We start from the raw sequence: 26,652 nt of genomic DNA on the forward strand, positions 1-26,652 counted from the left end.
AGGCAGGCTATTCATTTTTCAAGGTACATGAAGGTGTTCTATGCAAACCCTTCATATAACGAAACGCTCAGAGCCTGTTTTACAGTGGTCTAATTCAATTTTTTTAAAATTTTTTAAAATTCTTCGTTTTCCGCCTTTTTTTTCATCGTTTTTAATGCCCTGTTCAGGAGGTCATTTACACTCTGCTGTTTGATTCCCAGATAATCCGCAACATCCTGCTGACGCATTTCCTCAAAATAAACCAGATTGAGTACCGTCTTTTGTCTCTCTGTTAACTCTTTGATCAAAGCGTTCAGAATTTCTCTGTCGATAACATCGTCAACAAAATCTTTTGAAGATCCTCTCATAATCTCCGCATCATCTGTAACATCGCTGTTAGAAAACACACCATGATTGGTGCTGATTTTGCTCTGGCTGTATGCCATACGGTCTTCAGCCTCCATCAGCAGACGGATATACCAGTTTTCATTATCAAAGAACTCTTTATTTAATTCCTTGTTATCGCCAGTTACACTCACATATTCATAGTCATCACAACTATGAAGTGGAAATACGGTTGATTGATTTCCTGCTGTATAAAGTATATATCCGTGATCATAAACAGAGATTGTTGTATCTGCATTGATCATTTCCTTTACTACAACTTTGTGTTCCTTCAAGGATTTCACGCTTGGGATTCTCTTCTCCACATCAGCAACTTTCACGATTTTTTTCAGTTCTTTTAATGTCAACATAAAGACCACCTTTCTGCCTTTCGGCTCCGGGTGGTCCATTCCATCTTTTATAAAATTCCTGCACAGACATAAAGAACTGCAGCACAAGAGGTCACGAACTCACCCGTTTTTTTTGAACGGGAGTCCGCGACTCCTTTGTAACGCATGTATCTGCGTTTAGATTAAGTTTGCCAGATTGCCTGGCTTATTCAGTTGCTATGTGCATCTTCTGATTTATTCTCTGTTTGCTCTTTGCGAAACATGGAATAATCGCCCATAGCATCGTAAGGACAATGCCTTACAAATTCCTGGTATTCGATTTCAGTCATCTTTGCTTCCTCCTTTGCGTCATGTTATCAAAATCTCTATTTACAATTATTTTTGCAAAAAAGAATTCAACCTCTATATAACGAAACGCTGAGAGCCTGTTTTACAGTGGGGTACGACAAAAAAATTTAAAATTTGTCGAAATACGTCAAAAAAGCCCGACAAAACAAATACTTCAACAATCTCCAAAACCAGAAAATACTTCTGATCTTGCAGTGTATCCGTAAATGTTTTGCCGGGCTCTTAGTGATTCCAGTCAGGTTCAGCTCCTTGACAAACTCTTGCTGTCTGGTGCGTTCTTGATGGTTCCTGCCAAATCCAACGCTTACTACAGACAGCTCATTCTATTCTGTTATGATCCCTGATTCATCATCTTTCGGGAATACGTCCGCATCCTGGACTTTAATTGTTCATCTCGGATGTGGATCGGACGAACCGACACCATATCATCCTTTACAAATATTTCCAATGTACTGCGACATTTTTTGCACTCCACTTCTGAATCGCTTTGTGCGCTCTTTTCAATAAATGCTCCGCATACAGAGCAGTGTACATGCCATTTAATAGCACCTGATCCCATATAGGCTTCCTCCTTTAAGCAATAAGATATTTCTCCATTTATTACTCAACGGACCAAAGGGAAATCAAATCCGCCTTATGAGCATCATGCCATCCATTCCGTAAGTGCCAAAGCTGCACGAACAGCACGATTTTTATTCTGATCAGATCTGCTTTGTCGATCTGTGCATCCTTTTTTATCCTTCCACCAGCTACCACACACTCTTTCCGGTATAAAAAATTCCGCTGTGATTAATTAACATGATATTTCAATAGTTTCAAATACATCACCAGTCAGATCACAGATGTCCTGGATCTGAATCTCAGTATCATCGATCCGTAAGTGGACTGATGGATCAAAAAATTCTACGGTTCCGGATAATGTATGGTACTGGCCAACTGACGGATCCTTCCAGGATTTTTGAAAATAAGTTGCCTGTATCTTCATCCCATATGCCAGGATCCTTAATTTCATATCCAGCTCATTTTTCTTTTCTTCGGATAAATCTCTTTTCGATTCGTAAATGATTTCCTGTTGCCGGATCGTTTCATCCAGTCCACGAAGTGCCGCAAATGGAGCAAACTGTTTTGCCCTGCGTCCTACATCCATGGGATGTCTCCTGGAAACCGGTCTTGATAAATATAAATACGGTTGATATTCACTTGCCAGCACTTTTTACACCTCCTCTAAGCACGGTGACCACCTATTTGTTCATTGCGTTCTCGATAAGTAGAACACTCTAGCAGGTTAGATCCACGCATGATCGCATTCTTTCCATAACGCTGCTTTACATTCAATACTGCTTCCTGTAAATGCCGTTCTTTATCGGTCTGTTTTGGATCATCAAACAGGCTGTACTGCACATAATTTTCAGGAGCAACCCTGTTCGCACACACCTCGATTCTTCGAATTCCGGTATATCTGTCCGCAATCCTGAGATATAAATCTTCCACTGCATCCATGATTTTTTTTGAACTGTTACTTCCTCTTTCGAGTTTTACGGTTCCTTTGGATGCCTCATGCTCATACCTGTGGTCATATGCGATCCATAAGGTGAGAGAGCTTGTCACCAGTCCTTTTTCAAACAGATCCAGGGCCAGGTTGTCTGTCATTTCCCTTACGATTACAAGTGCTTCTTCAAAAGAATAATTTCGCATCAGCACCTGACCATTTGAAAGGCTGTGTTCCTCCGAATGATAGTTCTTGATGTCACTCATCCGGCATGTTTCATAGCCCCATGCATGATCAATCAACAGCTCTGCATCAATCCCAAACATCTTATACAGCCAGTCTTCGGATCTTAAAGAAGCCATTGCGATATCGCCCATCGTATGAATCCCGTAACCGGCCAGTTTTTTTTCAGTCCGGGATCCAATCCTCCAGAAGTCACTTAATGGTTTATGATCCCATAGCTGCTCTCTGTAAGAGAATTCATCCAGGATTCCAATATGGTCATCCACATGCTTTGCTACGATATCCATTGCGATCTTAGCAAGATACAGATTGGTTCCCACACCAGCGGTTGCAGTGATACCTGTTTCCTCCATAACCTCCTGCATAAGCTTTACCGCCATTTCTTTTGCAGTGAGATGATAAAGCTGCAGATAGTTTGTCACATCAATAAAACACTCATCGACACTGTACACATGGATATCTTCTTTTGAGACGTACCGCAGATAGATTCCATAGATCTTTGCAGAATAATCCATATACAGCTGCATCCTTGGCATGGCTGTGATGTACTTTACACAATCCGGTATCTCATGGATCCGGCACCGGTTCTTGATGCCAAGAGACTTCATAGCCGGAGTGATTGCCAGGCAGATTGTTGACTTTGATCTGGTCGGATCTGCAACCACCAGGTTTGCTTTAAACGGATCCAGTCCACGTTCTACGCATTCTACAGAAGCATAAAAAGACTTCAGATCAATACAGATAATAGAAGTCTGATCCTGACTCACTTTTGTCACCTCCCATACGTCTTTCCTCTTTTTGTAACATGTATCCCATTTTGACTGTCAATGACTGTGCATCCTTCCTGTTTTCTTTAAAATACAGGAAATTCATTTCACATATTCATTGACAAAGGAGGAAATATTGTGTATCTTATAGGAAAGATGTTTCCCTTATCTGTGATTCACATTATAGGAGAGATATTTCCCTTTGTCAAGATTAATTTTTATTTTTTGGGAGACACATTTCCCGTTTTGCCTTGAAGCGGCTAATGAAACTTATAAGACAAGGTTTAGAAAGAGGTATGTTTATGACATTCGGTGAAAAAGTAAGATCATTAAGAAAAGAAAAAAAGATGAGTCAGCAGGAACTGGCCAGTATGGTTGGTGTTTCATATAGGACCATTCGATCCTGGGAAGTAGAAGGACGTTTTCCAAAACAAAATGTTCTGTATCAGAAACTGGCAGATGCATTACAGTGTGATGTTTCTTATCTCATGAGTGAAGATGAAGCTTTTATCACAGAAGCATCCGAACAGTTTGGTAACCGTGGTGCCAGACAGGCTCAGCAGATTCTGGAACAGGCTGCAGCTATGTTTGCCGGTGGATCACTGACAGACGAAGATAAAATAGCTTTTATGGATGAGATTCAGAGCCTTTATCTGGATTCCAAAAGACGTGCAAAGAAATTTACACCGAAAAAATATCTGAAAAACCAAGAGGAAAAATAATAGAAGGCGGAATTATTGTACACCTAATCTGTTACCTTATAGTTACAAGGATATTTCTGCCCTTTTTATTTTTTACTTTTGAGGTGATTTATTTGAGAAACACTTACATATATACAGAAACAAAGAAATTAATCAAGAAATATGGCACCAGGGATCCCTTTGAGATCATGAATCAGATGAACATTGTTGTTGGGGAAACTTCAAGATATAAAACACTGAAAGGCTATTGCTTCATGAGCTGTAAGACAATCTATGTCATGATCAGTAGTTTCCTTTCAGAAGAAGAAAAGATGATTGTTGCCGCTCATGAATTAGGACATATCATCCTGCATCGTTCCCAGCTGAAAATGGCTCCAATGCAAGATGATACACTCTACAATATGACGGATAATACAGAATATCAGGCCAATCTGTTTGCTGCCGATCTACTGATTGATGATGAGGAGATCGAAGATATGGTTCAGAACGAAGACTTGGATTATTTCGGACTCTGCAGCTCTTTGAATGCAACTCCGGAACTCATGAGCTTTAAACTATACAGCCTGACAAAACGAGGCCAGGCTTATCATATGCCGATGGAGATACAGAGTAATTTTCTGGCGAAATAATATAAGGATACGCTTATTCTACAATAGAAAAATATAGATTTATCTCACTGAAAGGGGGATTATTTATGTCAAAACATCATATGGAAAAGATAATCTGCCCTTCCTGTCATCATGATGGAGATTTTGAAGTCTGGGACAGCATTAATACTGTCCTGGATCCTGAAATGAAGGAGAAGGTACTTAATCAGTCTATTTTCCTTTATACCTGCCCGAACTGTGGAGAGACCTTCCGTTTAAACTACCCTATACTCTATCACCAGATGGAAGATCTTGTCATGATTTATCTGGTTCCTGAATCAGAAGTAGAGAAAACATATGAAATATTTTATGAAAAAAATGCTTTGGCTGATTTTCATACCGAAAAGTACTTAAACCGGATTGTGACATCAGCAAATCAGCTCGTTGAAAAGATCCAGATCTTTGATGCTGGTAAGGATGACAGGATAATGGAACTTGTTAAATTGCTTGCGACAGATTCTATTCTCAAAAATGATCCTGATAAAGAATTTGATGAACTGCGCTTTGCTGTCGATGACGATGGAACTAATATTCTTGTAATCATTAATAAGGGTGAGATCACTGGTGCAGTTGACATTGACAATATGTATGAATTTGCTTCTTCACACTGCGATGATTTCAAGGATCTTCGAGATGATGAGGACATTGTTATCAATCGGGAGTGGATCCTTAACAAACTTTCTGAAGAAAAAAATTAATAATATATTTGGTGGCTACACCCCCAAGCCCCTGTGGAATCAATAACGCCGGTACTGGATATCAAAATCCCGCACCGGCGTTATTGATTGTAATTATCTTACTTTGATATAATCATAAACTGTCAGCTCTGCAAACTGAAGTTTGACATTATCTATTACAATGTAAATAATGCTTTTTCGTAGTCCTTAACATAATACTTAATATTAGTTCTTCCTTTTTGTACTACAGTATGTCCCTCATTTTCAAGCATTTCCTTTTGTGCCTCAATTCCTCCGGGATACTTTGCATTTAATTCTCCATTTGCTTTTAATGTTCTCCAATAAGGGGTTTTATCCTCTGCACGCTGATAACTCGCCCATGCAACTATTGAAACAAAAATTCCGGCTGTGATTGGCTCTGTAAAATCAGCACCGCTTTGTTTAGCAAAGTAATCTCTTATTGTACCTACAGTAAGCAATTTACCACAAGGCACAAGTCGCATTACTTTGTCATAGTCAATAGGTGGGGCAAAGTACATTTTATCTCCACCATATTTTTCAATGCTTTTTTCATCTGTTATTATTTGGACTTTAGGCATATCCTTGCTATCCATAAGCATAGCATTAAAATCTTTTTTATCTTCATTTGCCATAAGTATCACCTCCAAGCCAATCATATCTCAATAAATATACTCATGCAATGAGACGGTTTTAAAATTTCTCTCAAAAATTCATATTCGCCTCTCCGTTAAACACACCGGCTTACAGTTCCTTTCTTGTTCTGAAGTGATTGTATCAGAAAAATGTAGTGAAAAACAGATACGAATGATTACCTACTTACATACGGAAAGCCATTTCTCTTTAGTTTGTGATGCTGTGGATAGCAAGTGATTTCCTTGGATTTCTTATTCAATAAAAGGTTCTTCTAGAATCATTTTAATTTCATCATAAAAGAACCCCTTCAAGTACATTTTTTCAACACTAGTAATAATTGGAATTAACTATCCCGTATCTATTAATATAACCTATCTTGTTAAAATATTTGATACAATACTCAATATTTTCATTAAAGCTGATTTAAGCATTATTCCTACTTTTTCCCACCATTGTTTATAAGCATCCAAAAAATCAAAAAAAACATAGATATTACAAACAAACCACAAGAAATTGCAAAAAGTATATTCGATGGAAAAAATTCATTTAGAAGCAGTAAAAAAGTTGCTAAGGCACATATAATCATACAATATGAATATGCCCTACAAAGTTTATTTTTGTTATATTCTTTTTTTTTGTCCTCAGGAAGCATATTATATTCGGGTATAAACCAACTCCATTGACCTTTATATAATTTTGTGGCTATACTAATAAACAAAACTGTAATTAAAAAAAAGATTAATTTCCCCATTTTTAATATTCTCTCCTCGTATTTGGATTATCATTTTCTAACCATTCATCAATGGTCGGAAGTGCTTTTTCATATCCTGTATTTTTGCAAAATTCATCAAATGCCTTTGCTAATACTTCCTGAACTCTCCAATTATCATCTTTCTTGTCCTATAACTGAAAATGCTTCTAATTCACGAATTGTATATTTCATTTCTTTTCCCTATGTGCCGTAATAATCGTATAACTATAAGCATTTACAGTTATGATACAGTTATCTATATTCACATACCAGTTCTTCCCACTTCTTGTGATTACAGCCTTTACAGAATCGATTTTAGCTTTACACCAGACGACTACATCATCTGTATCTAAAAACAGATTTCTTTTAATGCGTTCTACGCCTAATTCTGTTGTGTGCAATTTATCCAAATTCTTTAGTAATTCATCATCTGCATTCATTTTATAATTATCCATTTTTCTTCATAAAATATCGATTTGCACTTCAAATCGTTTTCTTCATTCTATCACAGCATCTATTATTCTGCCATCAATCTTTCGAACCAGGTATCCATGACAATAATAAACTGGCTTGCCCCTTTCCATTCTTGCAGCATTTCATCCAGAGTTTTGTGCTTCACATATTTCTGTACATACACCCAGGTGGCAACACTGCTGGCCTGAGAAATAATTCCTGCTATAATTTTACGCATAGTTTCTTCAAATTCCGCGATTTCTTCTTTTGGAACGATGTCATAGAGATCTGGAATCTGAAAATCTTCCTTCTCACAATTTTCATCCACATCAATTAGATCTGCCGTCACTCTCTTTCTGGATTCCTCAGGTAATTTCAAATATTGCCAGATCATTGAGACCACTTCGGACGGTGTGTCTTTTTTGATTGGTGGTAATTGTATAAAATCATTCTTTTCACTCATTTTCATATCCTCCTCAAGATAAAATAAAGTCAATAATACATTCTCTTGTCATGTCCAGTACAGTATCTACAACCACTCCTGCAAACAGAATCAGATACAGAATAGTGCTCAGCACAAACAGGAATGCAACCTGAACCCAGTCATGGTAACAGTATGCAGTCGCTATAATCAACAAAGTGAATATAAAACCAAGGATTCCCCTTACAACCGCATAAGTCTGTACTGTCATCTTCACTGCCAGGCCGATCACAAAAAGGATCAGCCATACCGGCAGTAATAATATCTTTCCAGCAAGTTTTAAAATAAACATGTGTACCTCCTATCTTACCAGTCCTGGCATATCATGGTTCACCTCTGCCTGATAATATCCGTTCATCGTTGACGGTGCATTAAACAGGGCTGCTAACAAATATTTCTTGATGTTCTTCACCTTTGTGGTGTTACCACTCATACAGTGTAAGACATACTCGATATGTGAATAGGTCAGCATCAGAAATTTTTTCTTCACCAGTGATGCCGGATACCAGTTGCTGGCAATCAAGATCTTGTCATTTTTACACATCACAGTCTCTACAATCAGGTTCACGATTTCATCTACCTGTCGCATATCGTCATGATGGGTTACTTCCAGTGATTCATAATCAATGGTCTCTTTGACAAGGTTTTCATAAGCCTGATAATCCTCAGAGCGATTATCGCTATCAAATCTTTTCTCATCCACAGATATGATAGGATTAGATTTATTATCATTCATTTCAGTATCACTAAGATTAGTATTATTAGGGTTTGAAATGTAAACTTCTTGAAGTTTGTTTTCGGGACTTCTAGAAGTTTGATTTTGGGACTTCATGAAGTTTGAATTGTAAACTTCTGTAGATTCCTCATTTTCCACAGAAGTTTGTTTTTTAAACTTCTCTAATTCCTCTCCAAATTTTTTCTCATCTGTTTTCTCAAGCATAAAGGTTTTCACGTAGATGACGTTCACCTTTCCAAATCCCTGTCTGCGTTTTTCAATCAAACCAATTCCGGTTTCATCATCCAGTTCTCTCATGGATTTGATGGCTTTATTTCTGCCACAGTTCAGTAATTCCATGATATCTTCGATGGAAAAATAGATATATGCTCTGTTTTTGTCATCAAACCACTGATTCTTGATGGAAAGAGACATTCGATCCAACATCAGTCCATATAAAATTTTAGCATCGCTCGATAAATCTTTAAAATAACTGTCTGTAAATAATGCTTTTGGTATGCGGTAGAAGCTGAACTGATCAGCTTCGGTACCGTAAAAATAATTAAATGTCATTTTTTTCTCCATAGTTTCCTCCTTTCATTTTTTGCTAAGAAGTCCTCTTTTTAAACTTCTTTGACTTTATTTTCTTAGCATTTTCTATCCTTAACAGGACTGTTCCTGCATCCATTTTTCTAATAATGATTCAATCACCAGCTCCATATCTTTGGCTGTATAATCATCCGGAAAGTACTTTGTCAGTTTCTTTTCTGAGAAAGTAAGAGACCGGGATACTTTCTTTGCCATCACACAGTTATTGAAAATTGATAACATCTGGATCTGATTGATTGGTCCATCATTCAGCTGATTTCTGAGTGCTGCAATCTGTTTTGGTTTGATAAATCCTGTGTCGCAGATATATTCGTAAATCCATCCCTGTACTTCCTTATCGATGTAAGAGATATCTACAGCAACCGTGAATTGAAGCTTTTTGTTATCTACCAGATCAAGAAGTTCAGGAATCAATTCTGTCAGGCGAATGTAACGCTGAATCTGTTTAGAACTTTCTCCAACTTGCTCTGCTAATACATCCCTAGATACAGTTCCTATTAAATTCTGGTCATTTTGGCCAGAATTACTTTTTGGTCTTCCTGCTTGTCTTTTCATAGCTGCTAATTTCATCTTATAAGCAAAAGCTTTCTCACTCGGCAACAGTTCCTCTCGCTGAATGTTAGCGTCCACCATCGCCACAATGGCATCATCATCCGATAATTCTCTTACGATTGCCGGAATAGTCGTAAGTCCTGCAAGCTGTGCTGCATGCATTCTTCTGTGACCGGATACCATTTCATATTCTTCATTTTCATCCATGCGAAGCAGTACCGGAGTCAGTACTCCATTGATCTTTACACTTTCAACCAGATCCTGCATCTTTTCATCATCCAGCACCTTGAACGGATGATTCTTAAACGGATGGATCTTACTAATTTCTATCTCCATTGCTGACTCTTCATTTACCACACCAAGCAGTTCATCAATACTTGCCAGTTTAATCTTTTCGCCACTTCTATTTTTCATTACTCAAAACCTCCTGTGTCAATTTCATATATGCCTCGGCAACTTTTCCTTTCGGACAGTGCATGTAAATACTTTTTCCCTCTGCACTGGTCTCAGCTGCTTTTACAGACATCGGGATCACATTTTCAAATACTTCAATCTGGCTTCCGTAGGTTGTATGTACTCTCGATGCAATGTCTCTTGCGTAATTGGTTCTGAAATCTACCATAGTCAGGAGAATGCCCTCAATCGCCAGTTTCCGGTTCAGTCTTTTCTTTACTGTAAGAATGGTCTTGATCAGCTGCTGAAGTCCTTTCACCGGCAGATATGCGGCTTGCACAGGTATCAACACAGAATCGGAAGAGACCAGTGCATTGATTGTCATCATACCAAGGCTCGGCATACAGTCGATCAGGATATAATCGTATCGGCATCGTATCGCATCGATATATTCTTTCATGATCATTTCTCTGCTCATAACATTTCCCATCGTTACTTCCAGTGCGGAAAGCTCAATATTTGCCGGGAGAAGATCTACATTTTCCTGGTGATGTAAAATCCCATCTTCCAGAGAGATTTCTTCTTCGTTGATGACATCCATCATGATCGTTGCCAATGTGATGCGAAGATCATCCGGTTCCTCATATCCAAGACTTGCGGTTAAACTTCCCTGTGGATCCGCGTCGATCAGCAACACTTTCTTACCTTCTCTTGCCAGTCCAATGCCTACATTTACGGTTGTGGTGGTCTTTCCGACGCCACCTTTCTGGTTTACTACGGATATAACTTTACACATGATTTCTTCCTCCTTTAACTTTCCCATGATTCTTTTTTCCATAATTTCAACAGTGCCAGTATTTCCCGCTTCATCATTGCCGGTGTATAAGAATTTGGAAAATACTTGTGCAACTGCTCGTTTGTGAATGCCACTCTTGTGATCTCACCCTTTTTCACTTCACACATGATCTCTTCCATCTTTTCCAGTGACAACTGTTTTTCTTTACTCAGTTGCCGAATCCTCTGGGCCTGTGAGAGTGATGGGATTGCCTGTGCATACTCCATTGCTACAAGCAGTTCTCTTTGTTCTTTTTCACTTAATGCAGCTATCTCTACAGCCGGACAAAAAGAAATAATCTCATCATCCAGTTTCTGCAACATTTCCGGTATCAGTTTTGTCAGTGAAATATAACGCTGCACTTGTTTTGGGCTATCACCACAATCTTCACTGATGATTTCTATTGCCCGCTTTCTTGGTGTTTTGTGGTCAACTTGGCTCTTTTTTCGACCACTTTTTCTTTTTAATACGTCATTCTTCAGTTTGTAAGCAAAAGCTTTTTCACTGTAGCTGATCCGTTCTCTGTGAAGATTGGAATCTACCATGCTCAAGATGGAATCATCTTCACTTAATACCCGGATGATTACCGGTACTTTACGGTATCCCAGTTTCTCCGCAGCATGTTTTCTTCTGTGACCGGATATGATCTCATAGTATCCATCCGGTACTGGTCTGACGATCAGCGGATTTAAAATTCCATACTTCTCAATGCTTTCCTGCAAAAGAAACATTTCCTTATCATCTTTTACCTGAAACGGGTGCTCTTTGAACGGACGAAGACGCTCAATCTCAATTTCTATGATTCTTTCTTCGTTTTCTCCTGATTGTCTGTTTGGCTCAGTCATCTTGACTCCTTTCCTCCAGGATTCAGGAAATAAAAAATGCCTGCCTGGAACTTTTATAGATAGTAAAGTTCCAAACAGACATTGCTGTTTGACCATTAGCTACAGCTAATAGAATTGAATACTGTTTCAGCTAATTCCAGTTTGCAGGTTTGGGAGAGATTGTTTCTTTTCCCGCCTTTTCTCTGATTTACATCCCCGAATAAGGGGTGACAACGGAGCGGAACCCAAATGTTAGCTGGACTTCTTAAAACCCATGTTTGCAAACCGGTAATTTTGATTAGCTGTCAGCTAACAAAAATCGGATTGCGTTAGCTGGAAATTGATCATTTTGAATGGAATTTTGTGTCACGAACGTGATTAGAAAATAACAAAAGCGTTCGCTGTCAGCTAATCCAGCTAACATTTTCGAACGCTTTGAAGCCCGTCGCCAAGAGGATTTGAACCTCCGACCCCTCGCTTAGGAGGCGAGTGCTCTATCCAGCTGAGCTATGACGACACATGCCGCAAACCCTTGATTTTACTGGGTTTCTGGGATTTTTCCCTTCGGCCATATATAAGATTATCAACTCTATTTCGAGTTGTCAATCTACAGATTTTTTTGATTTGGTAACATTAGAACGTTCCCCAATTTGGGGAATGCTTTGTTGTCACCATTAGCATTTTTCAGAATAGATTCGAACTGAAAGTTGTTTTTCATTTTTCCCTTTGGGGAATGCCTCGGCTTTCTCTTAGGAGGCGAGTGCTCTATCCAGCTGAGCTATGACGACACATGCCGCAAACCCTTGATTTTACTGGGTTTCTGGGATTTTTCCCTTCGGCCATATATAAGATTATCAACTCTATTTCGAGTTGTCAATCTACAGATTTTTTTGATTTGGTAACATTAGAACGTTCCCCAATTTGGGGAATGCTTTGTTGTCACCATTAGCATTTTTCAGAATAGATTCGAACTGAAAGTTGTTTTTCATTTTTCCCTTTGGGGAATGCCTCGGCTTTCTCTTAGGAGGCGGTCGCTCTATCCAACTGAGCTATAGCGACGTATGGTCATCTATGATTATAGCCCGACGAAAGTCGAACTGCAATCCCATATTCAATTTTTCTCCGGTGGCCGTTGTAACGTAACCTTAGGAGGCGCTTGTTTTATCCGTTAAACTAAGAGGACATCACCGATTTTTTGCTTACCTCGCTTTTCTCAATCACTTTGTTCTAATTATCTCACGTTTATTTATTCTACCATTTTATAACCAGAAAATCAATAGGAGACGAGTAAATTTTCCCGTCTCCTATTATCCTAAAGTTATTAGTCGTTACCATTCACATCTTAAAAGTTTAATCGTCCCTGAAGCCAAATATTCCCTTTAAATCGACGTCCTACAGCAGGTTCCCCTATTACATTTTTTATAGGAACACACACATCAAATTCCAGTTCATTAACTTCTAGTCTCATAACATACAATTCTTCTCCTGTATCTTCGTTCTGAATTGTATGCATTTCCAATATTTCTCCTAAGATGGAATATCGATCACATTCTATCCCGTACGGCATAAAATATGTATCCACAATACTGAAAACATCTTCTGTAATTAATCTCTGAGAAACTTTTGAATAAGTATCAATATCTTCAAGCGTAAGACTTTCCATCGCAACCTGGTCGCCATTCTTAGCAGCACTCAGCAGCATCTTCCTATTCTTCAGTTCCTTTTTTCGCATTTTTTCTTGCTCTTCATTCTTCATAATCGGCAGTAAAATAGTACCCCCGTTACAAAGTCCCGCAAAAGTTACGGACACAGGAGCAACCTCCCGGGAATGAAATCTGCTTTCAATTAAATATTCTAATGTATTCTGCAGATAAAAAATCAGGCTGATTCCCACTTTCAAATCTTCACAAATTCCTACATACGCATCTCTGTCCATTCGACGTTCTACAATTACATCTGCAAATGTTGTAATTCCGCTTCCTATAAAGTAGGGAGAATAATACTGTCTTTCAAAATTATCGCGAATATCAAGACTTCCGCACAAATTGATTCCAATCCCGGCGCCACATTCTTTCTGATACTCACAAAAATCCAATTCTTCTTCCATTGCTACTATTTCATGATTGGAAAATGTCTCCTCTGCTTTTTTTAGAAATTCATTCAACTGTTTTTGTGAAGTGATGTTGCCATATCCAATAGCTTTTAAATATTTATGCATACGCTTTTCCTTAAAATATGAATTTATTTTTTCTTTTCAATTTTACTCATTCCACCCATATATGGTTGAAGAACCTTTGGAATCAATACAGAACCATCTTCCTGAAGATTATTTTCCAAAAATGCAATCAACATTCTCGGTGGAGCAACTACTGTATTGTTAAGGGTATGTGCAAAATATTTGCTTCCATCTTCGCCTTTTACACGGATTCCCAGTCTTCTTGCCTGTGCATCTCCTAAATTGGAACAACTTCCTACTTCAAAGTATTTCTTCTGTCTTGGTGACCATGCTTCTACGTCACAGGATTTTACTTTCAGGTCTGCCAAATCTCCGGAACAACACTCTAAAGTACGTACCGGAATGTCCAGGGAACGGAACAAGTCTACGGTATTCTGCCATAATTTATCATACCAAATTTTACTTTCTTCCGGCTTACATACAACAATCATCTCTTGTTTTTCAAATTGATGAATTCGGTATACCCCTCGTTCTTCAATACCATGGGCTCCTTTTTCTTTTCTAAAACAAGGAGAATAACTTGTTAAAGTCTGCGGAAGCTGATCTTCTGTAAGCATCGTATCAATGAATTTACCAATCATAGAATGCTCACTTGTGCCTATTAAATACAGGTCTTCTCCTTCAATCTTATACATCATTGCATCCATCTCTGCGAAGCTCATAACACCTGTTACGACATTACTTCTAATCATAAAAGGAGGAACGCAATAAGTAAATCCCCTGTCAATCATAAAATCACGTGCATAGGAAATAACCGCTGAATGAAGTCTCGCAATATCTCCCATCAAATAATAGAATCCATTTCCCGCTACTTTTCCGGCACTTTCAAGATCAATTCCATTAAAAGATTCCATGATTTCTGTATGATATGGAATTTCATATTCCGGCACTACCGGCTCGCCGAATTTCTCAATTTCCACATTTTCACTGTCATCTTTTCCGATTGGAACAGAAGGATCAATAATATTGGGAATCGTCATCATGATTTTCTTAATTCTTGCTTCTACATCTTTTTCTTCAGCCGACAATGTTTCTACACGGTCAGCATTTGCCTGCACCTGTTTTTTCAGTTCTTCAGCTTCTTCTTTCTTTCCCTGTGCCATGCATGCACCAATCTGCTTAGAAATCTTATTTCTATCTGCCCGAAGTGCTTCAACTTCCTGCTTTATATCTCTATTCTTCTGATCTAATTCCAATACCTCGTCCACTAATGGAAGTTTATCATCCTGGAATTTCTTTTTAATATTTTCTTTTACCACATCCGGATTCATTCTAACAAATTTAATATCTAACATTTTTCCACCTCATACTCATTCTTTTTTAATCTATCGTGTCTTTTACTTCCATATCATATGCCTCGCTGAAAATGGCTCTGTCTAATGCTTCTGACTCTTCCTCAGACAATTCGACATAACTTTCGCCACCCACAATTTCTTTCATATATGTGTAACAACCTTCCCGGCTATGCATGGCATTCATTATATACCCATTATTTTTTCCATCCAATATTGCTATTGCAAAACTTAACTTTCCACCCATTTCATTAAAAGCGTCATACTTTACAATTCCTACTTTCTGTAAAGTATTATTGAATTTACGGCTGCATTCTTTTACTTCCTGACGATTCTGTTTTGTAATCTTAGCAAGTGTATCTATTTCAACAAACCTGTCTAAAATACTTTCCTCTAAATTCTTACCATTTTTCCCTTTCATAAACGCGCCGTAGCTATTTTTTAATCTATCATATTTTAATGATAGATTTACGTATAATACAAATAAAATAATAATCAACGCTATTAAAAAAAGGAAAATATACGCTGGATCAAATCCAAGCTTTGCAAGTATACTACTTTCCATATATTCTATTCTCCTTTCTGAAGTGACATAATCATTTCAAACATTCTTTCTAATTCTGCATCAGAATAATATTCTATCTGAATTCTGCCTTTACCATTTCCTTTCGCCAATACATTTACTTTAGTTCCAAGTACTTGTTTCATCTTATCTTCCAAATCTTCATATATAAATGCATTCTTTACCATTTTCTTTTGCTTTGGTTCTTTTGGGTTCTTTATTGATTTTACCAGACTTTCCGTCTCACGTACACTTAATTTTTCATCAAAAATTTTATTAGCAAGATTGTATTGTAATTCTGGATCTTCAATTGCTAAAAGTGCCCTGGCATGCCCGGTTGTAATCATATCATCAATAACCATCTGCTGCACTTTTTCGGCCAATTTCAAAAGACGCATAGAATTTGTGACCGCCGTCCTACTCTTAGAGACACGTTCCGCTACTTCATCTTGTTTTAAATTAAATTCAGTCAGAAGTCTTTTAAATGCCATTGCCTCTTCAATCGGATTAAGATCTTCTCTCTGTATATTTTCAATCAGGGCTATTTCTAATACTTCTTGCTCCGTAAAGTCTTTAATGATAACCGGAATTTCTTTAACTCCTGCCATTTTAGCTGCACGCCAGCGTCGTTCTCCGGCAATGATTTCATAATAGTCTTTTCTCTTTCTTACAATTAAAGGTTGTAATACACCAAACTGCTTAATTGAATCGGCGAGTTCTAATAAAGAATCTTCTTCAAAATTTCTTCTGGGTTGTTCTCTGTTAGGCTCAACCATGTTTATTTTCATCATTTGCTCGCCACCGGCATTTGGGACAGATGTCTTAACTTCTATTTTATTATCAGGAATCAAACTGTCAAGTCCTTTTCCCAAACCTTTCTTTTTTACTGCCATATTATATCCTCCGAATTTACTATTTATTTATCACTTCTTCCGCCAATCTTCTGTAGCTATCAGCCCCTGTTGATTTTGAATCATATTTGTTAATCGGCATTCCATAACTTGGTGCTTCTGCTAATCTTATATTTCTTGGAATAATAGTCTTATAAATAGTTTGATTTAGATTATCTTTGACATTTTCGACCACTTGTAATGACAGATTCGTTCTTGCATCATACATAGTAAACACAACCCCTTCCATTTCTAATCCGGGATTTAAGCGCTCTTTCACTAATTCAATTGTATGAATCAACTGACTTAATCCCTCCAACGCGTAATATTCACATTGAATTGGAACTAACACTGTATCTGCCGTAGTCATTGCGTTGATTGTCAGTACACTTAATGACGGAGGACAGTCAATAATAATAAAATCATATTCTTCTTTCACCTTATGTACTTCATTTCTTATAATAAACTCCTTATTATCTGTACCAATCAATTCAATTTCTGCCCCGGATAAATTAATATCCGTTGGTAATATATCAAGATTTTCTATTACCTCTTTATATATTACATCTTCGATTGTTGCTTCGCCAATCATCAAATCATATATAGTTTTATCAACTGCTTCTTTTTCCAGTCCAAGGCCACTTGTCATATTTCCTTGTGGATCGATATCAACAGCTAAAACTTTTTGTCCCTTTTCAGCTAAACATGCCGATAAGTTTATTGCGGTAGTAGTCTTTCCCACTCCGCCCTTTTGATTGGCAATTGCTATAATCCTTCCCATATTATACTCACCTTTCAAGCTTTATTTTCTTTGTTTTTATTGCCACCATTCTATTATAGCACTTCTTAACGATAATATCTACTAAATGTTTCACGTGAAACATTTTTAAAATATCAGCCATGCACAAAGTTGTAAAAATCTAATTCCGATGTTTCACGTGAAACATTAAAAAAGAGCCATTGTTATTATGACAATGGCTCTTTTGCCGGTAAACCAGCTTTACGTGGATATTTATTCTTTGTTGCAGATGTTTTTCTTATTTTCACAAAAGATCGATGAATATCTGTCTCAGGAAGACTGAATTTCACGACATCCTCTACTCTTCCTCCAAGTATCTGAATTGCCTTTTTTGACTTTAATAATTCTTCCTCAATATCCCCTGATTTATAAGAAATGAATACCCCTTCTTTTTTTACGTAAGGAAGACAATATTCAGACAAAGTAGATAAATTAGAAACAGCTCTGGAAACACATAAATCATAATTTTCCCTATATTGCTCCTTCCTTGCATAATCTTCGGCCCGACCATGAATTGTTTCTATCTCTTCTAATTTTAATTCATCTATCACAGCATCCAGAAATTTTATTCTTTTATTTAATGAATCCAATAATGTAACTTTCAAATGTGGAAATGCAATTTTTAATGGCATTCCAGGAAAACCGGCACCAGTTCCTATATCAATTATTTTATCAATTTTAGACATATCTATAACTTTTACAATTGACAGGCTATCGATAAAATGTTTTTCATTTACTTCTTCATATTCTGTTATTCCAGTAAGATTCATTACCTTATTCCATTCTGTCAGCATTTCATAATAAATATCAAACTGACGCTTCATATTATCCGTAAGTTCAACACCTAATTCATTTAACTTTCTTTCAAATATTTTACTCATATAACTTTTCCTGTTACTATTCACAGCACCCCACCAACATGCGCACTCGTCGCATCATCGATGCTCCAGTCTCGCTCCTGAAGGAGCTAAGACTGCTTATGCGAGTGGGGTGACTGCTCCACAGTCCTGATTTGAAATCCAATATATCTTCTTACGTGCAAGCACGACAAATCCATATTGGATTTCAAATTGACTGTGAATAGTAACCTTTTCCTTTTAAAAATTATAATTGATGACTTGTCAGATAAACCAATAAAACTGAAATATCAGCAGGAGATACTCCGGAAATTCTTGATGCCTGTCCTATGGATAGAGGTTTTAATTCTTTCAATTTTTGAACAGCCTCTATTCTTAGACTTTTAATTTTATCATAATCAATATTTTCAGGAATTTTTTTACTCTCAAGCTTTTTAAATTGTTCTACCTGTTTTTTCTGTCTCTTTATATATCCATCATACTTAATGTTTATGTCTACTTGTTCTTTAATTTCTTCTTCCATATCTTCAGGAAATTCAGGTCTATCCTTATCCAGAGGTTTTAATATCTCATACGATAACTCCGGACGCCTTATTAACTCTACAATTGTTGACCCGGAATTTAAGGGGGTACTTCCGTATTTTTCCAACAATTCTTTTGTAACAGAATTTGCTCCTACATTTACATGCTCCAGGCGTTTTATTTCTTTTTCAATATATGATTCTTTTTTCAAAAATCTCTCATATCTTTGCTGAGAAATAAGACCTATTTCATATCCTATTTCCGTAAGTCTCTGATCCGCATTATCCTGACGAAGAAGAAGACGATATTCTGCTCTGGAAGTCATCATCCGGTAAGGTTCATGACTTTCCTTTGTAACAAGATCATCAATCAAAACGCCTATATAGGCCTGGGATCGGTCTATTATAATTCCTTCTTTTCCTTGAAGCATCCTTGCAGCGTTAATCCCCGCAATTAACCCCTGTGCAGCAGCCTCTTCATAGCCCGAGCTTCCATTAAACTGTCCTCCACTGAATAGTCCTTTTATATTTTTAAACTCCAGCGTAGGTTTTAATTGTCTTGCATCGATACAATCATATTCTATTGCATAAGCATTTCTTACAATTTTTACGTGTTCCAGACCCGGCACAGTCCTGTACATTGCATATTGTACATCTTCAGGCAATGAACTAGACATTCCTCCAATATACATTTCATTTGTTTCCAGTCCTTCAGGCTCAATAAACACCTGATGGCGATTTTTGTCAGAAAATTTTACTACTTTATCCTCAATAGACGGACAATATCTCGGACCTGTACCCTCTATCATTCCTGAAAAAAGAGGGGAGCGGTCAAGATTAGCTCTAATTATATCGTGAGTTTTCTCATTTGTGTAAGTAAGCCAGCATGACGCCTGATCTTTTTGTATATCTTCTGGATTCGTAGTAAAAGAAAAAGGCACAATTCTTTCATCACCAAACTGTTCTTCCATTTTTGTAAAATCTACAGAATTTTTATCAATTCTTGCCGGTGTTCCTGTTTTAAAACGGTACATCTTTATTCCAAGTTCTTTTAATGAATCCGTCAGATAATTTGCTGCCTGTAATCCGTTTGGACCAGTATTATTGCTAACTTCTCCATATATACATCTTGCTTTCAAATAAGTTCCCGTACAAAGGATGACCGCTTTGCAATGATAAACTGCTCCTGAAAATGTCATTACACCCGTAACTTCATGATTTTCTGTTAGTATATCTACTACTTCTGCCTGCTTAATCTCTAAATTTTCCTGCGCTTCCAGAACCTGACGCATTGTCCGGCTATATAAAGCCTTATCTGCCTGGGCACGAAGTGAGTGAACCGCAGGCCCTTTTGACTTATTCAGCATTTTTGACTGAATAAAAGTTCTGTCTATTACTTTTCCCATCTCTCCGCCAAGGGCATCCACCTCTCTTACCAGATGTCCTTTAGAACTTCCTCCGATATTAGGGTTGCAGGGCATCAGAGCTATACTGTCTACACTAACAGTAAACACAATTGTCCTAAATCCTAACCGTGCGGCTGCAAGAGCCGCCTCGCATCCCGCATGTCCCGCTCCAATAACAACTACATCATATTTATCTTTATTTTCCCATACAGAATTTACTGAATATCTCATCAATCAAATCTTCTCCTACTGTTTCTCCTGTAATACTTCCAAGAAATTCATATGCATCCATTAAATCAATGGAATAAAAATCTTCCGGCATTCCGTTCTCTATACTTTCTTTCACTCTAATAAGACTCTCATATGCATCCTGAAGAGCAGTCTTTTGTCTTACATTCGTGATATAAATTTCGTTATTAAAAGAAAGATCTCCTTTATAAAACATTTCTTTCAAAGTATCCTCAAATTCAAGAATTCCTTTTTTGCTTCTTGCTGAAATTTCAATAATTGGAACAAAAGCCTTTCCCGGCAAAATATGTTCTATATCTTCTTTTCTTATCATCATATCTAAATCAGATTTATTTAACAAGATAATAGTCTTTTTTTCTTCTATTATTTTTAATATTTTATCATCATTTTCATCCAAATTTGTTGATGCATCTATTACATAAATAATCAAATCTGCTTCTTTCGCATGATGAATTGCCTTATCTACTCCTATTTTTTCTACAATATCCTCTGTACTTCTGATACCTGCCGTATCCATGATATTTAAAGATATTCCCTGCAGATTAATTGTTTCCTGAATCACATCTCTTGTTGTTCCTGCAACATCTGTTACAATTGCCCTCTCTTCACCCACAAGTACATTTAAAAGTGAAGATTTTCCTGCATTAGGCTTTCCCAGGATAACCGTATTAATTCCTTCCTTTATTATTCTTCCGTCATCAGCCGAAGCAAGTAATTTTTCAATCTCATTTAAATGCTTATCCACAATTACTTTTAATTTATCCCCATATCCATCCACACTAATATGTTCCGGGTCATCCAAAGCTGTTTCTATAAATGCAGTATGATAAAGGATTTCACTTCGTATTTCATTTATTTTACTCTTTATATTCCCTTTTAACTGACTCACAGAACTCTTTAATGCATATTCATTTTTGGACTGGATAATATCTATAACTGCTTCTGCCTGCGACAGGTCCATTTTTCCATTTAAAAAAGCTCTTTTTGTAAATTCTCCGGGCTGTGCAGGTCTTGCTCCGTATTTAATTACCGTCTCCAACACTTTTTTAACAACAAGGATCCCTCCGTGACAATTCACTTCAACGGTATCTTCTCCTGTATAACTATGTGGACCTCTCATCAACATAACCAGAACTTCATCAATAGTATCTTCTCCATCTACAATATATCCATAATGAATGGTGTGAGATTTTTGCTGTGATAAGAGCTTTTTTCCATTCTTACTCTTATATATTTTGTCAGCAATTGCAAATGCTTTTTCTCCGCTCATTCTAACGATCCCGATTCCTGATTCTGTCATTGCTGTGGAAATTGCTGCAATCGTTTGAGATAAATCCTGATTCATATATTTACAACCTTTCTTATAATAAAACAGGCTGCTGTAAAACTGACAGTTAATAAACTTCTGATTTTACAACAGCCCCTTATCTTTACTTTCTTACTAATGTAACAACTACGCGGCGGTAAGGCTCCTCTCCTTCGCTGTGTGTTTTAACATTTCTGTCTGACTGAAGAGCAGAATGAATAATTCTTCTCTCATATGGATTCATAGGTTCAAGAGAAATTGTCTTTTTTGTTCTCTTTACTTTATGTGCTATGTTCTTTGCAAGATTCTCAAGAGTTTCTTTTCTTCTTCTTCTATAATCTTCCGTATCCAACTTTACTCTTACATATCCTTCCTGTGTCTTATTGGCAACACGATTAGTAAGATACTGAAGAGAATCTAGCGTCTGTCCTCTCTTTCCGATAAGAATTCCCATGTTCTCTCCATCCATATTGATACTAAGAGCTCCTTCTTCATCTACTTCTGAAGTAATATCTACTTTCATTCCCATCGTATCTAATACATTATGAAGAAATTCTTCACAGGCTTTTATTGTAGCATCCTCAACCTTTGCGAGTTCTGCTTCTTTTCTTGGTTCTTTCCTGGGTTCTGCTTTTGGCTCTTCCTTTGCCTTTGGCTCCTTTTTGAAATCTTTTCTATTATCTTTTTTATTTTCTTTCTTAAATTCTTTCTTTGTTTCTTTTTTTGTTTCTTTCTTTATTTCTTCTCTTACTTCTTCTTTCACAGGCTCTTCTTCAACTTTTCTTCTCGCTTTGATTACTGCCTGTTTTGCTCCGATGCCAAGAAATCCGGAACTTCCTTTTTCTATTACATCATAGTCTAACTTGTCGCTTGTCACTCCTAATTGAATCAACGCTTCTGTAATAGCATCATCTAATGTTTTTGCAGATACTGTAATTTCTTCCATTTAAAACTACCTCCATATCTATTATCGCTTATTGTTTTCATTAAACTTCTTCACCATGCTGGCTTTAGAAGCTAAACTTCCTTCTTTCGCATTCATAGCCTTTTCGGCTGCTTCTCTTACTTTTTCTTCCCTTTTTTCATCTGCTATTGTGGACTGTTTTGCTGTATTCTTAATACTTCTTGTATTCGTCTGTGCCATTTCATTGATCTTCTCAGCCTTTTCTCCACGTTTTCTTTGCTTCTTAGCAGCTTTTTCTCTGTTTTTTTCGATCAAATCTTCTACTGAAATTTTACTCAGATGCTTATTAATAAATATCTGCTGCACACAACGTACAACCGCGCTTATAACCCAGTATACACCAATACCTGATGAAAATGTAAATACCATAAATACAGAAAAAATAGGCATTGTCAGATTCATCGTATTCATAGTTCCTGCCATCGGATTATCTTTATCCAACTGACCTGACGCTGACTGTGATAACTTCATACTTATAAACTGTGTAAGACCGGAAAGAACCGGAAGTGCAATACAACTGATAACGATAAGCCACGGCGCCATGTCAAATGTATCTCTTACTTTAATAATTTCCCAGGGTGACATGGACATATTTGGTATTGTCAGGAATTTTTGTACTTCTGCTCCTGCATTTTTAATAGCAGGTACATAAGTTTCCATATCATAAATAACCGGATACAAAGCAAGAAGTAACGGCATCTGTATCAGTAATGGAAGACATCCGCTCATTGTAGAAGTTCCATATTTATCGTATACTTGTTGAATTTCCTCCTGCTGCTTCACCATAGAGGCCTGATCTTTTTTATTCTTATACTTCTTTTGGATCGCCTGTATTTCAGGATTCATTACAGAAGTCATCTTCGATGTTTTCTGCTGTTTAACAGTAAGTGGAATCATTAATGTATACACAAAAATCGTATATATAATAATTGACCATCCTATCAGACCATTGTCTGTCGGCAATAAATTGTCTAATGTCGTATAGATAAAGTTCATCACTTTACCCAGTAACCACGCAATCTGTCCTACAATCGGCCAGCTTGCCGTAGTCGCTCTTTCTGCGGCTAATAATATACCCATCTCTTTAATTCCTCCAATTGCATCTAATAAAGTTTCATAAAATTACGGAACGGGGTCATACCCTCCTTTTGAAAAAGGATTACAGCGCAGGATTCTCCATACAGCAAGAATCCCTCCTTTAAAAGCCCCGTGCTTTTCTATTGCCTCTATAGCATATCTGGAACATGTAGGATAATATTTGCAGGAAGAATATCCTTTCGCACCTGACAAATATTTCTGATAAAATCTTATGAAACCTATCAATACCCTTTTCATCAGCCTTCACTCCATCTTATTCATTTATAATTTTATGAAGCCGTCCCAGGTGGAGAAGCGCACTTTCTATCTCTTTATAGCTTTTCCCTTTTGCCGAACTTCTTGCTATAATTACAATGTCTAATCCACATGGAAACTTTTCTTCTTGCAGCCGATAGCTTTCACGTATTAATCGAGTCAGTCTATGTCTGACTATGCTGTTCCCTACTTTTTTACTTACGGAAATTCCCAGTCTGTTCTTTCCAATTCCATTCTTCATTATATACATTACCAGATATTTGTTCGCATTGGAATTTCCTTTTTTATAAACTGTCTGAAAGTCACTATTTTTTTTTAAAGATTCGGAAAATCTCATCACTTTTTCCCCTGATTTTCATAGAAGAAAAGGCCACATATATGCGGCCTACGCTGATAATTGTTTTCTTCCTTTTGCTCTTCTTCTTGCAAGCACTTTTCTTCCACCTGCTGTTCTCATTCTTGCTCTGAAACCATGAACCTTAGATCTCTGTCTCTTTTTTGGCTGGAATGTCATTTTCATTGATAATCCACCTCCCTTATATTTTACATGGGTTTGTCCCCTTTTTCTCTTTAAGACATCGCATCTAATTATATTAAAAAAAAGCCCAAACGTCAAGCAAATATAAGGATTTCCTTAATTTTTTCTTTTTCACTTATACACACTTATCAACATTTTGTGGATATCTTTATCAAAACATGTGGATAACTTACTTTTTTATGTTTTTTTTCATTTCTTTTTTCCTATATTTTACTTATTTTACTTCTTTCACAAGTTATCCACATTCTTTTTTCATTGCTTAAATATTTATTTTGATGTAAAATAAAATAGAATACGCATACCAACAAAATGCAATACAATTCAGGAGCTAAAATAATTATGAACATTGTTGAAGAAAAATGGATGGAGATAATTGAACATCTGCGTGTGGAACTTGATTTATCCAATGTTTCATTCACAACATGGATTAAACCTTTAAAAGTATACAAGGTTGTAGACAATACTGTCTATATTCTTGTTAATATGAATGCAAGTATTGACTACATAGAAAAAAAATATATGCTTCATCTTAAAGTTGCTATCGCAGAAATAACAGGAACAGAATTTGATATTATTTTTATTGCGGAAGATGATGACAGACTGGGAGATATAGACGAAACATCTTCAAAACCAGCAGAAAAAAAGAAAACAAAATCTGCCGCCGAGAAAGCGGGACTCAATCCAAAATATACTTTCGATACATTCGTAGTAGGTAATAATAATAATTTTGCACATGCTGCATCGGTAGCAGTAGCTGAATCTCCTGGAGAAGTATATAATCCACTATTCCTGTACGGAGGGGTAGGACTTGGAAAGACACATTTGATGCACTCCATTGCGCATTATATTTTAGATATTAATCCGAAAAAAAAGGTTTTATATGCAACCAGCGAATCCTTTACCAATGAACTGATTGCTTCACTGAAAAACAGCAAAGAGACATCCATGGCAGATTTCCGTGACAAATACCGGAATATAGACGTCCTGCTTATTGATGATATCCAATTTCTGATTGGAAAAGAAAGTACGCAAGAAGAATTCTTCCATACTTTTAACCATCTGCATACTTTAGGAAAGCAGATCATCATCTCAAGCGACCGCCCTCCCAAAGACATTGAGACTCTGGAGGCAAGGCTTCGGACCAGATTTGAATGGGGGCTTATTGCTGATATTTCTTCTCCTGATTACGAAACAAGGATGGCAATCCTGCAGAAAAAGATAGAATTAGATCATCTGGAGAAATATAACATTCCCAATGATGTACTTCAATACATCGCTTCGAATGTTAAGACAAATATTCGTGAGCTGGAAGGCTCCCTTAATAAATTGATTGCTCTTTATAAGCTGGAGCAATATAAGAAAGAAATTAATATATCATTGGCTGCTGAAGCCCTGAAGGATATTATTTCTTCTGAAAATAACAGAGCGGTAACTCCTGAATTAATCTTGGATATTGTTTCTGAACATTTCGGAGTTTCCATTGCTGACTTGAAGAGTAAGAAAAAAAATGCAGAAATTGCTCTTCCAAGACAAATTTTTATGTATTTGTGCCGCACAATGACCGATACTCCTTTGAAGTCTATTGGTCTGATGCTGGGAGGAAAAGATCACTCTACTATTAATCACGGCGTTAATAAAATTGCTTCGGAAATAAAAAAAGATGAAACATTAAACAATACCGTCGATATAATAAAGAAAAAAATCAATCCTGTTTAAATGTTCAAAACTATGTGGACAACTTGTGATTAGATTGTGGATAATTGTGGAAAACACATTTCTTCAAAAAACGACAAATTTTTTCCCCAATCCACTCACATAATTTTCTCT

General features: G+C 36.9%; 30 protein-coding genes, 1 tRNA gene and 1 pseudogene. 4 read left to right on the top strand and 28 right to left on the bottom strand.

The window, feature by feature from the left end:
- Positions 1-113: 113 nt before the first annotated feature.
- The 4 genes from OCV99_RS13365 to OCV99_RS13380 form a co-directional block, all read right to left on the bottom strand.
- Positions 114-773 carry a sigma-70 family RNA polymerase sigma factor gene (locus OCV99_RS13365; protein ID WP_055284536.1) on the bottom strand — a complete coding sequence of 220 codons (660 nt, stop codon included), beginning with the start codon at positions 771-773 and terminating at the stop codon, positions 114-116.
- Between the two features lie 619 nt (positions 774-1,392).
- Positions 1,393-1,620 carry a hypothetical protein gene (locus OCV99_RS13370; RefSeq protein ID WP_005334838.1) on the bottom strand — a complete coding sequence of 76 codons (228 nt, stop codon included), beginning with the start codon at positions 1,618-1,620 and terminating at the stop codon, positions 1,393-1,395.
- Between the two features lie 234 nt (positions 1,621-1,854).
- Entirely contained in the window at positions 1,855-2,271 is a 417-nt protein-coding gene (locus OCV99_RS13375) for a hypothetical protein (RefSeq protein WP_227234580.1), read from the bottom strand.
- Between the two features lie 14 nt (positions 2,272-2,285).
- Positions 2,286-3,560, bottom strand: coding sequence for a Y-family DNA polymerase (locus tag OCV99_RS13380; protein WP_044932403.1), 1,275 nt, complete (start codon positions 3,558-3,560; stop codon positions 2,286-2,288).
- 263 nt (positions 3,561-3,823) lie between these two features.
- On the opposite strand from OCV99_RS13380, the gene OCV99_RS13385 reads away from it, so the two are divergent.
- From OCV99_RS13385 to OCV99_RS13395, 3 genes are all read left to right on the top strand, one after another.
- Complete coding sequence (locus OCV99_RS13385; RefSeq protein WP_049940522.1) at positions 3,824-4,282, top strand: helix-turn-helix domain-containing protein; 459 nt, start codon at positions 3,824-3,826, stop codon at positions 4,280-4,282.
- An 83-nt stretch (positions 4,283-4,365) separates the two neighbouring features.
- Positions 4,366-4,890, top strand: coding sequence for an ImmA/IrrE family metallo-endopeptidase (locus OCV99_RS13390; RefSeq protein ID WP_227234582.1), 525 nt, complete (start codon positions 4,366-4,368; stop codon positions 4,888-4,890).
- Positions 4,891-4,955: 65 nt separating this feature from the next.
- On the top strand, positions 4,956-5,606 hold the full coding sequence (locus OCV99_RS13395; protein ID WP_055160139.1) for a CpXC domain-containing protein: 651 nt from the start codon (positions 4,956-4,958) through the stop codon (positions 5,604-5,606).
- 155 nt (positions 5,607-5,761) lie between these two features.
- Here OCV99_RS13395 and OCV99_RS13400 read toward each other — a convergent pair whose 3' ends face one another.
- The 24 genes and pseudogenes from OCV99_RS13400 to rpmH form a co-directional block, all read right to left on the bottom strand.
- Positions 5,762-6,238: an MGMT family protein gene (locus tag OCV99_RS13400; protein WP_055160137.1), complete on the bottom strand. Its 477-nt coding sequence runs from the start codon at positions 6,236-6,238 to the stop codon at positions 5,762-5,764.
- Positions 6,239-6,675: 437 nt separating this feature from the next.
- Positions 6,676-6,990 carry a DUF3784 domain-containing protein gene (locus OCV99_RS13405; RefSeq protein WP_055160135.1) on the bottom strand — a complete coding sequence of 105 codons (315 nt, stop codon included), beginning with the start codon at positions 6,988-6,990 and terminating at the stop codon, positions 6,676-6,678.
- A gap of 11 nt (positions 6,991-7,001) precedes the next feature.
- A pseudogene (locus OCV99_RS18265) lies at positions 7,002-7,133 on the bottom strand (phosphomethylpyrimidine kinase); the annotation flags it as partial.
- 45 nt (positions 7,134-7,178) lie between these two features.
- Positions 7,179-7,445, bottom strand: coding sequence for a DUF3781 domain-containing protein (locus tag OCV99_RS13415; protein WP_330376625.1), 267 nt, complete (start codon positions 7,443-7,445; stop codon positions 7,179-7,181).
- Between the two features lie 62 nt (positions 7,446-7,507).
- Positions 7,508-7,906, bottom strand: coding sequence for a hypothetical protein (locus tag OCV99_RS13420; protein WP_330376624.1), 399 nt, complete (start codon positions 7,904-7,906; stop codon positions 7,508-7,510).
- Positions 7,907-7,919: 13 nt separating this feature from the next.
- Entirely contained in the window at positions 7,920-8,216 is a 297-nt protein-coding gene (locus tag OCV99_RS13425) for a hypothetical protein (protein WP_029471075.1), read from the bottom strand.
- Between the two features lie 9 nt (positions 8,217-8,225).
- On the bottom strand, positions 8,226-9,224 hold the full coding sequence (locus tag OCV99_RS13430) for a DUF6017 domain-containing protein (RefSeq protein ID WP_055160133.1): 999 nt from the start codon (positions 9,222-9,224) through the stop codon (positions 8,226-8,228).
- 78 nt (positions 9,225-9,302) lie between these two features.
- Positions 9,303-10,214 (bottom strand): ParB/RepB/Spo0J family partition protein, encoded by a 912-nt coding sequence (locus OCV99_RS13435; RefSeq protein ID WP_055160131.1) that lies wholly within the window; start codon positions 10,212-10,214, stop codon positions 9,303-9,305.
- A complete protein-coding gene (locus OCV99_RS13440; RefSeq protein WP_055160152.1) occupies positions 10,204-10,989 on the bottom strand; it encodes a ParA family protein in 786 nt (261 codons plus the stop codon). Before OCV99_RS13440 ends, OCV99_RS13435 begins: the two co-directional genes overlap by 11 nt.
- 14 nt (positions 10,990-11,003) lie before the next feature.
- Positions 11,004-11,969, bottom strand: a complete 966-nt coding sequence (locus OCV99_RS13445) for a ParB/RepB/Spo0J family partition protein (RefSeq protein WP_055160129.1) — start codon at positions 11,967-11,969, stop codon at positions 11,004-11,006.
- 326 nt (positions 11,970-12,295) lie between these two features.
- Positions 12,296-12,369, bottom strand: a tRNA-Arg gene (locus tag OCV99_RS13450).
- 825 nt (positions 12,370-13,194) lie between these two features.
- On the bottom strand, positions 13,195-14,070 hold the full coding sequence (locus OCV99_RS13455) for a DUF3881 family protein (protein ID WP_158371235.1): 876 nt from the start codon (positions 14,068-14,070) through the stop codon (positions 13,195-13,197).
- Between the two features lie 23 nt (positions 14,071-14,093).
- Entirely contained in the window at positions 14,094-15,383 is a 1,290-nt protein-coding gene (serS, locus tag OCV99_RS13460; RefSeq protein WP_158371237.1) for a serine--tRNA ligase, read from the bottom strand.
- A gap of 25 nt (positions 15,384-15,408) precedes the next feature.
- Positions 15,409-15,945, bottom strand: coding sequence for a DUF4446 family protein (locus OCV99_RS13465; RefSeq protein WP_158371239.1), 537 nt, complete (start codon positions 15,943-15,945; stop codon positions 15,409-15,411).
- Between the two features lie 5 nt (positions 15,946-15,950).
- Positions 15,951-16,835 (bottom strand): ParB/RepB/Spo0J family partition protein, encoded by an 885-nt coding sequence (locus tag OCV99_RS13470; RefSeq protein WP_158371240.1) that lies wholly within the window; start codon positions 16,833-16,835, stop codon positions 15,951-15,953.
- A gap of 19 nt (positions 16,836-16,854) precedes the next feature.
- The gene (locus OCV99_RS13475) at positions 16,855-17,613 is read right to left on the bottom strand and encodes a ParA family protein (protein WP_158371242.1); all 759 of its coding nucleotides are present in this window, start codon (positions 17,611-17,613) and stop codon (positions 16,855-16,857) included.
- Between the two features lie 185 nt (positions 17,614-17,798).
- Positions 17,799-18,512 (bottom strand): 16S rRNA (guanine(527)-N(7))-methyltransferase RsmG, encoded by a 714-nt coding sequence (rsmG, locus tag OCV99_RS13480; RefSeq protein ID WP_158371243.1) that lies wholly within the window; start codon positions 18,510-18,512, stop codon positions 17,799-17,801.
- A 223-nt stretch (positions 18,513-18,735) separates the two neighbouring features.
- Positions 18,736-20,646 (bottom strand): tRNA uridine-5-carboxymethylaminomethyl(34) synthesis enzyme MnmG, encoded by a 1,911-nt coding sequence (mnmG, locus tag OCV99_RS13485; RefSeq protein ID WP_158371285.1) that lies wholly within the window; start codon positions 20,644-20,646, stop codon positions 18,736-18,738.
- The gene (gene mnmE, locus OCV99_RS13490; protein ID WP_158371245.1) at positions 20,612-22,009 is read right to left on the bottom strand and encodes a tRNA uridine-5-carboxymethylaminomethyl(34) synthesis GTPase MnmE; all 1,398 of its coding nucleotides are present in this window, start codon (positions 22,007-22,009) and stop codon (positions 20,612-20,614) included. Before mnmE ends, mnmG begins: the two co-directional genes overlap by 35 nt.
- A gap of 85 nt (positions 22,010-22,094) precedes the next feature.
- The gene (gene jag / locus OCV99_RS13495; RefSeq protein WP_158371247.1) at positions 22,095-22,916 is read right to left on the bottom strand and encodes an RNA-binding cell elongation regulator Jag/EloR; all 822 of its coding nucleotides are present in this window, start codon (positions 22,914-22,916) and stop codon (positions 22,095-22,097) included.
- A 21-nt stretch (positions 22,917-22,937) separates the two neighbouring features.
- Positions 22,938-24,014 carry a YidC/Oxa1 family membrane protein insertase gene (locus OCV99_RS13500; protein WP_158371249.1) on the bottom strand — a complete coding sequence of 359 codons (1,077 nt, stop codon included), beginning with the start codon at positions 24,012-24,014 and terminating at the stop codon, positions 22,938-22,940.
- Positions 24,015-24,056: 42 nt separating this feature from the next.
- Positions 24,057-24,269 carry a membrane protein insertion efficiency factor YidD gene (yidD, locus tag OCV99_RS13505; RefSeq protein ID WP_158371251.1) on the bottom strand — a complete coding sequence of 71 codons (213 nt, stop codon included), beginning with the start codon at positions 24,267-24,269 and terminating at the stop codon, positions 24,057-24,059.
- 16 nt (positions 24,270-24,285) lie between these two features.
- On the bottom strand, positions 24,286-24,624 hold the full coding sequence (gene rnpA / locus OCV99_RS13510; RefSeq protein ID WP_158371253.1) for a ribonuclease P protein component: 339 nt from the start codon (positions 24,622-24,624) through the stop codon (positions 24,286-24,288).
- A gap of 48 nt (positions 24,625-24,672) precedes the next feature.
- Positions 24,673-24,807 (bottom strand): 50S ribosomal protein L34, encoded by a 135-nt coding sequence (gene rpmH, locus OCV99_RS13515; protein ID WP_158371255.1) that lies wholly within the window; start codon positions 24,805-24,807, stop codon positions 24,673-24,675.
- Between the two features lie 357 nt (positions 24,808-25,164).
- Here rpmH and dnaA point away from each other — a divergent pair, with 357 nt between their 5' ends.
- Positions 25,165-26,541, top strand: coding sequence for a chromosomal replication initiator protein DnaA (gene dnaA / locus OCV99_RS13520; RefSeq protein WP_158371256.1), 1,377 nt, complete (start codon positions 25,165-25,167; stop codon positions 26,539-26,541).
- Positions 26,542-26,652 lie beyond the last annotated feature (111 nt).

The organism is Dorea acetigenes (assembly GCF_025567385.1).
GTDB lineage: Bacteria > Bacillota > Clostridia > Lachnospirales > Lachnospiraceae > Claveliimonas > Claveliimonas acetigenes.

What these genes read in the sequence shown, in the direction of transcription:
- serS (WP_158371237.1), bottom strand. Translation starts at nt 15,383, where the DNA reads ATGTTAGATATTAAATTTGTTAGAATGAATCCGGATGTGGTAAAAGAA.
- OCV99_RS13405 (WP_055160135.1), bottom strand. Translation starts at nt 6,990, where the DNA reads ATGGGGAAATTAATCTTTTTTTTAATTACAGTTTTGTTTATTAGTATA.
- OCV99_RS13425 (WP_029471075.1), bottom strand. Translation starts at nt 8,216, where the DNA reads ATGTTTATTTTAAAACTTGCTGGAAAGATATTATTACTGCCGGTATGG.
- jag (WP_158371247.1), bottom strand. Translation starts at nt 22,916, where the DNA reads ATGGAAGAAATTACAGTATCTGCAAAAACATTAGATGATGCTATTACA.
- OCV99_RS13370 (WP_005334838.1), bottom strand. Translation starts at nt 1,620, where the DNA reads ATGGGATCAGGTGCTATTAAATGGCATGTACACTGCTCTGTATGCGGA.
- OCV99_RS13430 (WP_055160133.1), bottom strand. Translation starts at nt 9,224, where the DNA reads ATGGAGAAAAAAATGACATTTAATTATTTTTACGGTACCGAAGCTGAT.
- rsmG (WP_158371243.1), bottom strand. Translation starts at nt 18,512, where the DNA reads ATGAGTAAAATATTTGAAAGAAAGTTAAATGAATTAGGTGTTGAACTT.
- mnmG (WP_158371285.1), bottom strand. Translation starts at nt 20,646, where the DNA reads ATGAGATATTCAGTAAATTCTGTATGGGAAAATAAAGATAAATATGAT.
- OCV99_RS13470 (WP_158371240.1), bottom strand. Translation starts at nt 16,835, where the DNA reads ATGGCAGTAAAAAAGAAAGGTTTGGGAAAAGGACTTGACAGTTTGATT.
- OCV99_RS13415 (WP_330376625.1), bottom strand. Translation starts at nt 7,445, where the DNA reads ATGGATAATTATAAAATGAATGCAGATGATGAATTACTAAAGAATTTG.
- OCV99_RS13400 (WP_055160137.1), bottom strand. Translation starts at nt 6,238, where the DNA reads ATGGCAAATGAAGATAAAAAAGATTTTAATGCTATGCTTATGGATAGC.
- OCV99_RS13455 (WP_158371235.1), bottom strand. Translation starts at nt 14,070, where the DNA reads ATGCATAAATATTTAAAAGCTATTGGATATGGCAACATCACTTCACAA.
- OCV99_RS13475 (WP_158371242.1), bottom strand. Translation starts at nt 17,613, where the DNA reads ATGGGAAGGATTATAGCAATTGCCAATCAAAAGGGCGGAGTGGGAAAG.
- yidD (WP_158371251.1), bottom strand. Translation starts at nt 24,269, where the DNA reads ATGAAAAGGGTATTGATAGGTTTCATAAGATTTTATCAGAAATATTTG.
- rnpA (WP_158371253.1), bottom strand. Translation starts at nt 24,624, where the DNA reads ATGAGATTTTCCGAATCTTTAAAAAAAAATAGTGACTTTCAGACAGTT.
- OCV99_RS13440 (WP_055160152.1), bottom strand. Translation starts at nt 10,989, where the DNA reads ATGTGTAAAGTTATATCCGTAGTAAACCAGAAAGGTGGCGTCGGAAAG.
- OCV99_RS13435 (WP_055160131.1), bottom strand. Translation starts at nt 10,214, where the DNA reads ATGAAAAATAGAAGTGGCGAAAAGATTAAACTGGCAAGTATTGATGAA.
- rpmH (WP_158371255.1), bottom strand. Translation starts at nt 24,807, where the DNA reads ATGAAAATGACATTCCAGCCAAAAAAGAGACAGAGATCTAAGGTTCAT.
- OCV99_RS13385 (WP_049940522.1), top strand. Translation starts at nt 3,824, where the DNA reads ATGAAACTTATAAGACAAGGTTTAGAAAGAGGTATGTTTATGACATTC.
- OCV99_RS13445 (WP_055160129.1), bottom strand. Translation starts at nt 11,969, where the DNA reads ATGGTCAAACAGCAATGTCTGTTTGGAACTTTACTATCTATAAAAGTT.
- OCV99_RS13500 (WP_158371249.1), bottom strand. Translation starts at nt 24,014, where the DNA reads ATGGGTATATTATTAGCCGCAGAAAGAGCGACTACGGCAAGCTGGCCG.
- OCV99_RS13420 (WP_330376624.1), bottom strand. Translation starts at nt 7,906, where the DNA reads ATGAGTGAAAAGAATGATTTTATACAATTACCACCAATCAAAAAAGAC.
- dnaA (WP_158371256.1), top strand. Translation starts at nt 25,165, where the DNA reads ATGAACATTGTTGAAGAAAAATGGATGGAGATAATTGAACATCTGCGT.
- OCV99_RS13395 (WP_055160139.1), top strand. Translation starts at nt 4,956, where the DNA reads ATGTCAAAACATCATATGGAAAAGATAATCTGCCCTTCCTGTCATCAT.
- mnmE (WP_158371245.1), bottom strand. Translation starts at nt 22,009, where the DNA reads ATGAATCAGGATTTATCTCAAACGATTGCAGCAATTTCCACAGCAATG.
- OCV99_RS13365 (WP_055284536.1), bottom strand. Translation starts at nt 773, where the DNA reads ATGGACCACCCGGAGCCGAAAGGCAGAAAGGTGGTCTTTATGTTGACA.
- OCV99_RS13465 (WP_158371239.1), bottom strand. Translation starts at nt 15,945, where the DNA reads ATGGAAAGTAGTATACTTGCAAAGCTTGGATTTGATCCAGCGTATATT.